At 58.1% G+C, this 12,694-nt stretch carries 7 protein-coding genes and 1 rRNA gene; 7 read left to right on the top strand and 1 reads right to left on the bottom strand.

Going from position 1 to position 12,694, the window contains the following annotated elements; all coding sequences use genetic code 11:
* The first annotated feature begins 50 nt into the window (after positions 1-50).
* From rrf to aceK, 5 genes are all read left to right on the top strand, one after another.
* A 5S ribosomal RNA gene (gene rrf, locus EV102420_RS03500) occupies positions 51-166 on the top strand.
* A gap of 235 nt (positions 167-401) precedes the next feature.
* Complete coding sequence (metA, locus tag EV102420_RS03495; RefSeq protein WP_042388957.1) at positions 402-1,331, top strand: homoserine O-acetyltransferase MetA; 930 nt, start codon at positions 402-404, stop codon at positions 1,329-1,331.
* 241 nt (positions 1,332-1,572) lie between these two features.
* Positions 1,573-3,174: a malate synthase A gene (gene aceB, locus EV102420_RS03490; protein WP_042388955.1), complete on the top strand. Its 1,602-nt coding sequence runs from the start codon at positions 1,573-1,575 to the stop codon at positions 3,172-3,174.
* 21 nt (positions 3,175-3,195) lie between these two features.
* Positions 3,196-4,500 carry an isocitrate lyase gene (aceA, locus tag EV102420_RS03485; protein WP_042388953.1) on the top strand — a complete coding sequence of 435 codons (1,305 nt, stop codon included), beginning with the start codon at positions 3,196-3,198 and terminating at the stop codon, positions 4,498-4,500.
* 64 nt (positions 4,501-4,564) lie between these two features.
* On the top strand, positions 4,565-6,328 hold the full coding sequence (aceK, locus tag EV102420_RS03480) for a bifunctional isocitrate dehydrogenase kinase/phosphatase (RefSeq protein WP_042388951.1): 1,764 nt from the start codon (positions 4,565-4,567) through the stop codon (positions 6,326-6,328).
* Here the strand turns inward: aceK and iclR are convergent.
* On the bottom strand, positions 6,282-7,118 hold the full coding sequence (iclR, locus tag EV102420_RS03475) for a glyoxylate bypass operon transcriptional repressor IclR (RefSeq protein WP_042388948.1): 837 nt from the start codon (positions 7,116-7,118) through the stop codon (positions 6,282-6,284). The two genes, aceK and iclR, sit on opposite strands and share 47 nt — an antisense overlap.
* A 194-nt stretch (positions 7,119-7,312) precedes the next feature.
* Here iclR and metH point away from each other — a divergent pair, with 194 nt between their 5' ends.
* Both metH and EV102420_RS03465 read left to right on the top strand, forming a co-directional pair.
* Positions 7,313-10,996 carry a methionine synthase gene (gene metH / locus EV102420_RS03470; protein WP_042388945.1) on the top strand — a complete coding sequence of 1,228 codons (3,684 nt, stop codon included), beginning with the start codon at positions 7,313-7,315 and terminating at the stop codon, positions 10,994-10,996.
* 57 nt (positions 10,997-11,053) lie between these two features.
* Complete coding sequence (locus tag EV102420_RS03465; RefSeq protein WP_042388942.1) at positions 11,054-12,685, top strand: Na/Pi cotransporter family protein; 1,632 nt, start codon at positions 11,054-11,056, stop codon at positions 12,683-12,685.
* Positions 12,686-12,694: the final 9 nt, after the last annotated feature.

Genomic DNA, 12,694 nt, shown 5'->3' with positions numbered 1-12,694 from the left:
CTGATACAGATTACATCACTGCGCGAAAGCGGGGTGATAAACAGAATTTGCCTGGCGGCACTAGCGCGGTGGTCCCACCTGACCCCATGCCGAACTCAGAAGTGAAACGCCGTAGCGCCGATGGTAGTGTGGGGCCTCCCCATGCGAGAGTAGGGAACTGCCAGGCATCAAACAAAGCAGAAGGCCATCCGCAAGGATGGCCTTTTTGCGTTGGGCAGACAAATGCCCGGTGGCGCTGCGCTTACCGGGCCTACCTACAATTCCTTCAGATTATACTTCTCCTGTTCTTCTTGAAACTTTCTCACCTGGCACATGCAGGCTCGACATTTTGCCTATTCCTGGTTATTGTCAGCTATCTGGATGTCTACACGTTTAAACGTATGCTGTGAGGTAATAAGGTTATGCCGATTCGGGTGCAGGACGAGCTGCCAGCCGTCAATTTCTTGCGAGATGAAAACGTCTTTGTTATGACGACATCGCGTGCTACAGGTCAAGAGATACGCCCTCTGAAGGTGCTGATCCTCAACCTGATGCCCAAGAAAATCGAAACGGAAAACCAGTTCCTGCGATTGCTCTCTAACTCACCGCTACAGGTAGACGTTCGCCTGCTGCGTATCGACGCGCGTGAATCTCGTAATACGCCCACTGAGCACCTGAACAACTTCTACTGTAACTTCGATGAGATCAGCGAAGAGAACTTCGATGGTTTGATCGTGACCGGTGCACCGCTGGGGCTGGTTGAGTTCAACGATGTCGCCTACTGGCCGCAGATTAAGCAGGTGCTGGAGTGGGCTAAAGATCACGTCACCTCAACACTGTTTGTCTGTTGGGCGGTACAGGCCGCACTCAATATCCTTTACGGTATCCCCAAGCAGACACGCAAAGACAAACTCTCCGGCGTTTATGAACACTACATCACTCAGCAGCATGCGCTTCTAACCCGTGGCTTTGACGACACGTTCCTGGCTCCGCATTCGCGCTATGCCGACTTCCCGTCAGCACTGATCCGCGACTATACCGATCTGGATATTCTTGCTGAATCGAGTGAGAGTGATGCCTACCTGTTTGCCAGCAAGGACAAACGCATTGCCTTTGTTACCGGTCATCCTGAATATGATGCCAATACCCTGGCCGGGGAGTATTTCCGCGATCTTGAAGCTGGTCTCGATCCGGTTGTCCCGTATAACTACTTCCCCAAGGACGATCCGCAGAACACGCCGCGTGCGACCTGGCGCAGTCACGGTAACCTGCTGTTTACCAACTGGCTCAACTATTACGTCTACCAGATCACACCGTTCGATCTGCGACATATGAATCCCACACTGGATTAAGCGTTTCAGCCAACAAAAAAGCACCTTCGGGTGCTTTTTTTATTTCTGAAAATCACTTCACACTCAAGCGCAACTTTAAATTTAGCATTATCAAAGTGTTGCAACGTTATTAAACTGAAAATGGAAATTGTTTTTGATTTTGTTTTTTAATTGAGTAGGCTTAACGAAGCTGAACGAAAACTGAACACGATCTTTTGTTCAGGATGGAAATCTATTCGGATCAACGACGAGGAGCCCGCTTATGGCGCAACAGGCAACGACTACCGATGAACTGACCTTTACCCAGCCGTATGGTGAGCAAGAGCAGCATATCTTGACGCCAGAGGCCACCGCCTTTCTTACCGATTTGGTGACGCGCTTTACCCCGGCGCGCAATAAGCTGCTTGCCGCACGGATCCAGCAGCAGCAGACGATCGATAGCGGTACGCTACCCGGATTCATTTCGGAAACGGCTTCCATACGTGAAGACGACTGGAAAATCCGCGGTATTCCGGCTGACCTGCAGGATCGTCGGGTGGAGATCACCGGTCCGGTCGAACGTAAGATGGTGATCAATGCGCTGAACGCCAACGTCAAAGTCTTCATGGCAGATTTTGAAGATTCGCTGGCGCCCAACTGGCAGAAAGTGATCGACGGGCAGATCAACCTGCGCGATGCGGTTAACGGCACCATCAGCTATACCAACGAAGCCGGCAAGATCTATCAGCTCAAGCCCGATCCGGCGGTGCTGGTTTGCCGCGTGCGCGGTCTGCATCTGCCGGAAAAGCATGTCACCTGGCGTGATGAGGCCATTCCCGGCAGCCTGTTTGATTTTGCCCTCTACTTCTTCCACAACTACAAAAATCTGCTGGCCAAGGGCAGCGGCCCTTACTTCTACCTGCCTAAAACTCAGGCCTGGCAGGAGGCAGCCTGGTGGAGCGAGGTCTTTAGCTATACGGAAGATCGCTTCAACCTGCCGCGCGGCACCATCAAGGCCACCCTGCTGATTGAAACGCTGCCGGCGGTCTTTCAGATGGACGAGATCCTCCATGCTCTGAAGGATCACATTGTGGGCCTCAACTGTGGCCGCTGGGACTACATCTTTAGCTATATCAAAACGTTAAAAAATTACCCCGATCGCGTACTGCCTGACCGCCAGGCGGTCACCATGGATAAGCCTTTCCTCAATGCCTACTCCCGTCTGCTGATTAAGACCTGCCACCGGCGTGGTGCGTTTGCGATGGGCGGCATGGCGGCGTTTATCCCCAGCAAAGAGAGCGAACGCAACAGCTGGGTACTGAATAAAGTACGCGCGGATAAAGAGCTGGAGGCGAAAAACGGCCACGACGGTACCTGGATTGCTCACCCCGGCTTGGGCGATACGGTGATGTCCATTTTCGATACCGCGCTTGGCGACAATAAAAACCAACTCTTTGTCACTCGGGAGGAGGATGCACCCATTACTGCCGAGGAGCTGCTTGCGCCCTGCGATGGTGAACGCACGGAAGAGGGGATGCGGGCTAACATTCGCGTTGCGGTGCAGTACATCGAAGCATGGATCTCCGGCAACGGCTGTGTGCCAATCTATGGCCTGATGGAGGATGCCGCAACGGCAGAGATCTCCCGCACTTCTATCTGGCAGTGGATCCATCATCAAAAGACGCTTAGCAACGGTACGCCGGTGACCAAAGCGCTGTTTCGCCAGATGCTCGGCGAAGAGATGCAGGTGATCCAGCAGGAGCTGGGCGAGCACCGGTTCAGCCATGGTCGCTTTGCCGACGCCGCTCGCCTGATGGAGCAGATCACTACCTCTGATGACCTGATCGATTTCCTGACCCTGCCGGGTTACCGCCTCTTAGCCTAATAAAAACAGTGGAGCACAGCCATGAAAACCCGTACCCAACAAACAGAAGCATTACAGCAAGAGTGGCAAACCGCACGCTGGGAGGGCATTACCCGCCCGTACAGCGCGGAAGAGGTGGTAAAACTGCGCGGCTCGGTGAATCCGGAGTGCACCCTGGCACAGCTTGGCGCGGCGAAAATGTGGCGTCTGCTGCACGGCGAGTCTAAAAAGGGCTATATCAACAGCCTCGGTGCGCTGACCGGAGGGCAGGCGCTCCAGCAGGCAAAGGCAGGGATTGAGGCCATTTATCTCTCCGGCTGGCAGGTGGCGGCGGATGCTAACCTGGCCTCCAGCATGTATCCGGATCAGTCCCTCTACCCGGCCAATTCGGTTCCGGCAGTAGTGGATCGGATCAACAACACGTTTCGCCGGGCGGATCAGATCCAGTGGTCGGCGGGGATCGATCCAAACGATCCGCGCTACGTGGACTACTTCCTGCCGATCGTGGCCGATGCCGAAGCGGGTTTTGGCGGCGTGCTGAACGCCTTTGAACTGATGAAGTCGATGATTGCAGCGGGAGCGGCGGCGGTACACTTTGAGGATCAGCTGGCCTCGGTGAAGAAGTGTGGCCACATGGGTGGCAAGGTACTGGTACCCACCCAGGAGGCTATCCAGAAGCTGGTCGCGGCCAGGCTGGCAGCGGACGTGATGGGCGTGCCAACGCTGCTGATCGCCCGTACCGACGCCGACGCGGCGGACCTGATCACCTCTGACTGCGATGAGTACGATCGCGAGTTTATTACCGGCGAACGCACCAGCGAAGGGTTCTACCGTACCCGAGCCGGGATAGAGCAGGCCATCAGCCGCGGTCTGGCCTACGCTCCCTATGCCGATCTGGTCTGGTGTGAAACCTCGACGCCGGATCTAGAGCAGGCCCGGCGCTTTGCCGATGCCATCCATGCCCAATTCCCCGGCAAGCTGCTGGCCTATAACTGCTCGCCGTCGTTCAACTGGCAGAAGAACCTGGACGATAGCACCATTGCCAGCTTCCAGCAGCAGCTCGCGGAGATGGGCTACAAGTACCAGTTCATCACCCTGGCGGGGATCCATAGCATGTGGTTCAACATGTTCGATCTCGCCCGCGCCTACGCGCAGGGAGAGGGTATGAGACACTACGTCGAGAAAGTTCAGCAGCCGGAGTTTGCCGCAGCGAAGGAGGGCTACACCTTTGTCTCCCATCAGCAGGAGGTGGGAACCGGCTATTTCGATAAGGTGACGACGATTATTCAGGGCGGCGCATCATCGGTGACCGCGCTGACCGGATCGACGGAAGAGCAGCAGTTCTGATAACGGAAACGCCCGGTGGCGCTACGCTTACCGGGCCTACGCACGGATCCGATGAGGGGAACGTATGACGCGTGGCCGAGAGCTGTTGATCGCCCAAACTATCCTGCAGGGTTTTGACGCCCAGTACGGACGCTTTCTGGAGATTACCGCCGGGGCGCAGCAGCGCTTTGAACAGGCGGACTGGCACGCGGTCCAGCAGGCGATGAAGAGCCGTATCCACCTCTACGACCATCACGTTGGGCTGGTGGTGGAGCAGCTAAGCTGTATCACCGAGGGCCGACGCCTTGACGCGGATTATTTGCTGCGGGTAAAGGCGCACTATACCCAGCTACTGCCGGACTATCCGCGCTTCGAAATTGCCGAAAGCTTTTTCAACTCGGTCTACTGTCGGCTGTTCGATCATCGGGCCCTGACGCCTGAGCGGCTGTTTATTTTCAGCTCCCAGCCCGAGCGCCGCTTTCGCACCATTCCTCGCCCGCTGGCCAGGGATTTTTATCCCACTGGCGGCTGGGGCTCGCTGCTGAACACGCTGCTTGCCGATCTGCCCCTGCGCCTGCCGTGGCAGGATCGCACTCGCGATGTGGGCTATATCCTCGCCCAGCTGACAGAGAGCGTTGGCGACGTGGCGCTAGCGCAGGCGCATTTACAGGTGGCAAACGAGCTTTTTTACCGCAATAAAGCCGCCTGGCTGGTGGGCAAGCTTATCCTGGCCGACAGTACGGTTCCCTTTTTACTGCCGATCCACCGCAGCGAGGCAGGCGAGCTTTTTGTCGATGCCTGCCTGACCACCCACGACGAAGCCAGCATTGTGTTCGGCTTCGCCCGCTCCTACTTTATGGTCTATGCGCCACTGCCCGCCGCGACGGTGGAGTGGCTGCGGGAGATCCTACCAGGCAAAACCACCGCTGAGCTCTATATGGCGATTGGCTGCCAGAAGCACGCTAAAACCGAGAGCTACCGGGAGTATCTGCACTATATCGCCAGCAGCGACGAGCAGTTTATTGAAGCGCCGGGCATTCGCGGCATGGTGATGCTGGTCTTTACCCTGCCGGGCTTTGACCGGGTCTTCAAGGTGATCAAGGATCGCTTTGCACCGCAGAAGGAGATGACCGCCGCCCACGTGCGCGCCTGCTATCAGCTGGTAAAAGAGCACGATCGCGTCGGGCGGATGGCCGATACTCAGGAGTTTGAAAACTTTGTGTTGGAGAAGCGGCAGATTTCGCCTGCGTTGATGACCCTGTTAATGACGGAGGCGGCGGGGAAAATTACCGATCTGGGCGACAGCATTTCTATCAGCCATCTCTATATTGAACGGCGCATGGTGCCGCTCAATATCTGGCTGGAGCAGGTTGAGGGTCAGCCGCTGCGGGATGCTATCGAAGAGTATGGCAACGCCATTCGCCAATTGGCCGCCGCCAATATTTTCCCTGGCGATATGCTGTTTAAAAACTTTGGCGTGACGCGCCACGGGCGGGTGGTGTTCTATGACTACGATGAGATCTGCTACATGACCGAGGTTAACTTCCGCGACGTTCCCGCGCCGCGCTACCCGGAGGATGAGCTGAGCGCCGAGCCGTGGTACAGCGTATCGCCAGGGGATGTCTTCCCGGAGGAGTTTCGCCACTGGCTCTGTGCCGATCCGCGAGTTGGGCCGCTCTTTGAGGAGATGCATGCCGATCTGTTCCGCGCCAGCTACTGGCGGGCGCTGCAAACGTGTATCAAAGAGGGCCACGTGGAGGATGTCTACGCCTACCGCCGTCGGCAGCGTTTCAGCGTACGGTTTAGCGACTACCGCCATACGCCAGCGTCACCTCTTTCGCCGCCTTGATCACCAGCGCGCCCAGCTCGGTTACGCGATCGTCAGTAATACGTGAGATCGGCCCGGAGATAGAGATGGCCGCAAAGGGCTGGCGATGCTCGTCGTAGATACAGGCCGCCACGCAGCGCAGGCCCAGGGCATGCTCCTCATCGTCAAAGGAGTAGCCACGCTTGCGGGTCAGGGCCAGATCCTCTTTCAGGTGCAGGGGCGAGACCAGCGTAGCGTGCGTGTAGGTGTGCAGCCCCTGACGGTGCAGCAGACCGGTAACCTGATCCTCCTCCAGCTGGGCCAGGAAGGCTTTTCCCGCCCCGGAGGCATGCATCGGCAGCTTGCCGCCGATAGGGGCAGACATGCGCATCAGCTGTGTACACTGCACCTGGTCAATAATGATGGCCTGATGATCGTTCTGGTCGAGCACCGCCAGGTTCACCGTCTCGCCGGAATCCTCCATCAGCTTGCGCAGGATGGGGTGCACAATCGCCAGCAGGTTACGGCTCTGTAAGAAGCTGGCGCCAATGACAAACGCATGCGCGCCTATCGCCCAGTGGCCCAGCTCCCCAACCTGGCGGACAAACCCCAGCTGCTGCATGGTCGTTAGCAGGCGGTGGGTGGTAGAGTTGGGCAGGCCAGCCTGCTGGGCCAGCTCGGTCAGCGCCACGCTACCTTGAGATTCAGCGATCCACTCCAGAAGCTTCAAGCCGCGCGTCAGGGACTGCACCCGGCCAGTTGCAGGCGGGGTGGCTGCGGCGGCTGCGGTGCGAGGTTTTTTACCGCGTTTCGCGGGTACGGAAGCCACCATGGCCAACTCCTTTTCTGTATCGTGGAAATCATTTTCGTTTTATCTGATTATAATGCAACCTGCCGTCAGACTGATCGGATGAGTTCAGGTGAACATCTCTCATGTTTCATGCTGTTCTCTTTTCCACCTGCTGGCTTTATGCCAGTATGTCCTGCTGGCCTTTCTGGCCTGGTTGAGCGTCGTCGGGAGCACGTGTGAGCAGCAAAGTTGATCAACTGCATCAGCAGTTAAAAAAACGTATTTTGGTTCTGGATGGGGGCATGGGCACCATGATCCAGGGCTATCGTCTGAGTGAGCAGGATTTTCGCGGCGATCGTTTCGCCGACTGGCCCTGCGATCTCAAAGGAAACAACGACCTGCTGGTGCTCAGCAAGCCGGAGGTGATCTCTGCAATCCACGACGCCTATTTTGCGGCAGGCGCGGATATCATTGAGACCAACACCTTTAACTCGACGACCATTGCTATGGCGGACTACCGGATGGAGTCCCTGTCGGCAGAGATCAACCTTGCCGCCGCAAAGCTGGCCCGCGCCTGCGCCGACGAGTGGACCGCACGCACGCCGGATAAGCCGCGCTACGTGGCCGGGGTGCTTGGCCCAACCAACCGCACAGCCTCAATCTCTCCGGACGTTAACGATCCGGCCTACCGCAACGTCACCTTCGACCAGCTGGTGGCGGCGTACCGGGAGTCGACCCGGGCGCTGGTTGAGGGCGGCAGCGACCTGATCCTCATCGAAACCATCTTCGATACGCTCAACGCGAAAGCGGCAATTTTTGCCGTGAAAGAGGAGTTCGAGGCGCTGGGTGTTGAGCTGCCGATCATGATCTCCGGCACCATTACCGACGCTTCCGGACGCACGCTCTCCGGCCAGACCACTGAAGCATTCTATAACTCACTCCGCCATGCCGACGCGCTGACCTTTGGGCTGAACTGCGCCCTGGGGCCGGATGAGCTGCGCCAGTACGTGCAGGAGCTGTCGCGCATTGCCGAGTGCTACGTCACCGCTCACCCAAACGCCGGGCTGCCCAACGCCTTTGGCGAGTACGATCTCGACGCCGGGCCGATGGCCGCGCAGATCCGCGAGTGGGCCGAAGCGGGCTTCCTGAACATCGTGGGCGGCTGCTGCGGTACAACGCCGGAGCATATCGCCGCCATGAGCCGCGCCGTAGAAGGGCTGCCGCCGCGTCAGCTGCCCGATCTGCCGGTTGCCTGCCGTCTGGCGGGGCTGGAGCCGCTGAACATCGGCGACGATAGCCTGTTTGTGAACGTTGGCGAGCGTACCAACGTTACCGGCTCGGCAAAATTCAAGCGCCTGATTAAAGAAGAGAAGTACAGCGAGGCGCTGGACGTAGCGCGCCAGCAGGTGGAAAACGGCGCACAGATCATCGACATCAACATGGATGAGGGGATGCTCGACGCCGAGGCGGCGATGGTCAAGTTTCTTAACCTGATTGCCGGCGAGCCCGACATCGCTCGCGTGCCGATCATGATCGACTCCTCTAAGTGGGAGGTCATCGAGAAGGGGCTGAAGTGCATCCAGGGTAAAGGCATCGTTAACTCCATTTCGATGAAGGAGGGCGTTGAGGCCTTTGTCCACCATGCGAAGCTGGTGCGCCGCTACGGCGCTGCGATGGTGGTGATGGCCTTTGATGAGGTCGGCCAGGCCGACACGCGCGAGCGGAAGATTGAGATCTGCCGCCGGGCCTACACCATTCTTACCCAGGATGTCGGTTTTCCACCGGAAGATATCATTTTTGACCCCAACATCTTTGCCGTGGCAACGGGCATTGATGAGCACAACAACTATGCCCAGGACTTTATCGGCGCGTGTGAAGACATCAAGCGCGAGCTGCCGCATGCCCTGATCTCCGGTGGCGTCTCTAACGTCTCGTTCTCCTTCCGTGGCAACGATCCGGTGCGTGAGGCGATCCATGCCGTCTTTCTCTACTACGCCATCCGCAACGGCATGGATATGGGGATCGTTAACGCCGGGCAGCTGGCCATCTATGACGATCTGCCCGCCGAGCTGCGTGACGCAGTGGAGGATGTGATCCTCAACCGTCGGGATGACAGCACCGAGCGGCTGCTGGATCTGGCCGAGAAATACAAAGGCAGCAAAAGTGACGATGGCGCAAGCGCTCAGCAGGCGGAGTGGCGCACCTGGGACGTTAAAAAACGGCTGGAGTATTCGCTGGTTAAAGGCATCACCGAATTTATTGAGGAAGATACCGAAGAGGCGCGCCAGCAGGCCGAACGGCCTATTCAGGTGATTGAAGGGCCGCTGATGGATGGCATGAACGTGGTGGGCGATCTCTTTGGCGAGGGGAAGATGTTCCTGCCGCAGGTGGTGAAATCTGCCCGCGTCATGAAGCAGGCTGTGGCCTACCTCGAACCCTTTATCGAAGCCAGCAAAGAGAAGGGGCAGACCAACGGTAAAATGGTGATCGCTACCGTGAAGGGCGACGTGCATGACATCGGCAAAAACATCGTTGGCGTGGTATTGCAGTGCAATAACTACGAGATTATCGATCTGGGCGTGATGGTGCCGACGGATAAAATCCTGAAAACCGCCCGGGAAGTGAATGCTGACCTGATTGGTCTCTCCGGACTGATCACGCCCTCGCTGGATGAGATGGTCAACGTGGCAAAAGAGATGGAGCGTCAGGGCTTTACCATTCCGCTGCTGATTGGCGGGGCGACCACCTCGAAAGCCCATACGGCAGTAAAAATCGAGCAGAACTACAGCGGCCCTACGGTCTACGTGCAGAACGCCTCGCGCACCGTGGGCGTGGTATCCGCGCTGCTGTCGGCAACCCAGCGGGATGATTTCGTTGCCCGCACCCGCAAAGAGTATGAGACCGTGCGTATCCAACATGCGCGTAAAAAACCACGCACGCCGCCGGTAACGTTGCAGGCGGCGCGGGATAACGATCTCGCCTTCGACTGGGAGAGCTACACCCCGCCAGTAGCCCATCGTCTGGGCGTGCAGGAGGTGACCGCCAGCATTGAGACGCTGCGCAACTACATCGACTGGACGCCGTTCTTTATGACCTGGTCGCTGGCGGGCAAGTATCCGCGCATTCTGGAAGATGAGATCGTTGGTGAAGAGGCGAAGCGCCTGTTTAAAGATGCTAATGACATGCTCGACCAGCTCAGCGCAGAAAAACGTCTTAACCCGCGCGGGGTGGTGGGGCTGTTCCCGGCGAACCGCGTTGGCGATGACGTTGAGATCTACCGCGATGCATCACGTACTCAGGTACTGACGGTGGCACGCCATCTGCGCCAGCAGACCGAAAAGGTAGGCTTTGCTAACTACTGCCTGGCCGATTTCGTTGCACCGAAGCTGAGCGGCAAAGAGGACTACATCGGCGCGTTTGCCGTCACCGGCGGGCTGGAAGAGGATGCGCTGGCCGAGGCCTATGACGCTCAGCATGACGACTATAACAAGATCATGGTGAAGGCGATTGCCGACCGACTGGCGGAAGCCTTTGCAGAGTACCTGCATGAGCGCGTGCGTAAGGTCTACTGGGGCTATGCGCCGAACGAGAACCTTAGCAACGAGGAGCTGATCCGCGAAAACTATCAGGGGATCCGTCCTGCGCCAGGCTATCCGGCCTGCCCGGAGCACACCGAGAAGGGCACCATCTGGGCGCTGCTGGACGTTGAGAAGCATACCGGCATGAAGCTGACCGAATCCTTCGCCATGTGGCCCGGCGCGTCGGTTTCCGGCTGGTACTTCAGCCACCCTGACAGCAAGTACTTTGCCGTAGCGCAGATCCAGCGCGATCAGGTCGAGGATTACGCCCAACGGAAAGGAATGAGCGTGAGTGAGGTTGAGCGCTGGCTCGCGCCGAATCTCGGCTATGACGCGGACTAGTTGACATTAAGCTCTTATACTAGGAGAAAACGTATACGATAAGGAGGCCGTAACCCTGTGCTAACGCTTTTACACCTGTTGTCCGCCGTTGCACTGCTGGTCTGGGGCACGCATATCGTACGTACGGGCGTGATGCGCGTTTTTGGCGCGCGTTTGCGTACCGTGCTGGGCCGCAGCGTTGAGAAAAAACCGCTGGCCTTCTGCGCGGGTATTGGCGTCACCGCATTGGTGCAGAGCAGCAACGCCACCACGATGCTGGTCACCTCCTTTGTAGCGCAGGATCTGGTGGCCCTGACCCCGGCGCTGGTGATTGTGCTGGGGGCTGACGTCGGTACCGCGCTGATGGCGCGGATCCTCACCTTCGATCTCTCCTGGCTTTCACCGCTGCTGATTTTTATTGGCGTTATTTTCTTCCTCGGACGCAAGCAGTCCCGCGTAGGGCAGCTTGGTCGGGTCAGCATCGGCCTTGGGCTGATCCTGCTGGCGCTGGAGCTTATCGTGCAGGCCGTGACGCCGATAACCCAGGCCAGCGGCGTGAAGGTCATTTTCGCCTCGCTGACCGGCGATATTATGCTGGACGCGCTGATTGGCGCGGTCTTTGCCATTATCAGCTACTCAAGCCTTGCGGCGGTGCTGCTGACCGCGACGCTGACCGCGGCGGGGATCATCTCGTTTCCGGTGGCGCTGTGCCTGGTGATTGGTGCAAACCTCGGCTCGGGTCTGCTGGCGGTGCTTAATAACAGCGCCAGCAGCGCAGCAGCACGCCGCGTTGCGATGGGCAGCCTGCTGTTTAAGCTGGTGGGTAGCCTGCTGATCCTTCCCTTTGTGCATCCACTGGCCGTGGTCCTGGACAGGCTGCCGCTGCCGGATGCAGAGCTGGTCATCTATTTCCACGTCTTCTATAACCTGATCCGCTGCCTGGTGATGGTGCCGTTCGCCGGGCCGATGGCCCGTCTGTGTGAGCGGCTGATCCGCGACGAACCTGAGCTGGATATGCGCCTGAAGCCGAAGCATCTTGATACCTCCGCGCTGGATACGCCGACGCTGGCGCTGGCTAACGCCGCCCGCGAGTCGCTGCGTATGGGTGACGCCATGGAGCAGATGCTCGACGGCCTGAAGAAGATCATGCACGGCGAGCCGCGCGAGGAGAAAGAGCTGCGTAAAATCGCCGATGATATCAACGTACTCTATACCGCCATCAAACTCTATCTGGCGCGGATGCCGAAGGATGAGCTGGCCGACGAAGAGTCGCGCCGCTGGGCGGAGATTATTGAGATGTCGCTCAACCTTGAGCAGGCGTCAGACATCATTGAGCGGATGGGCAGCGAGATTGCCGATAAGTCGCTGGCAGCCCGGCGTGCCTTCTCCGTTGAAGGTCTTAACGAGCTGGATAGTCTGCTGGAGCAGTTGCGCAGTAATTTACAGATGGCGATGTCGGTGTTTTTCTCCAGCGACGTAGCGGGTGCCCGTCGCCTGCGCCGCCGCAAGCACCGTTTCCGTATTCTCAATCGCCGTTACGCCCACGCCCACGTGGATCGCCTGCATCAGCAGAACGTGCAGAGTATCGAAACCAGCTCGCTGCATTTAGGCCTGCTGGGCGATATGAAACGCCTCAACTCGCTCTTCTGTGCGGTGGCCTACAGCGTGCTGGAACAGCCGGACGAGGATGAGGAGCGCGGGGAATACTGATATTGGAAA

Origin of the sequence: Pseudescherichia vulneris NBRC 102420, from assembly GCF_000759795.1 — a bacterium.
Taxonomy (GTDB): domain Bacteria; phylum Pseudomonadota; class Gammaproteobacteria; order Enterobacterales; family Enterobacteriaceae; genus Pseudescherichia; species Pseudescherichia vulneris.
The sequence above is the reverse complement of the archived record's forward strand: the minus strand, read 5'-3'. Positions and strand labels throughout refer to the sequence as shown.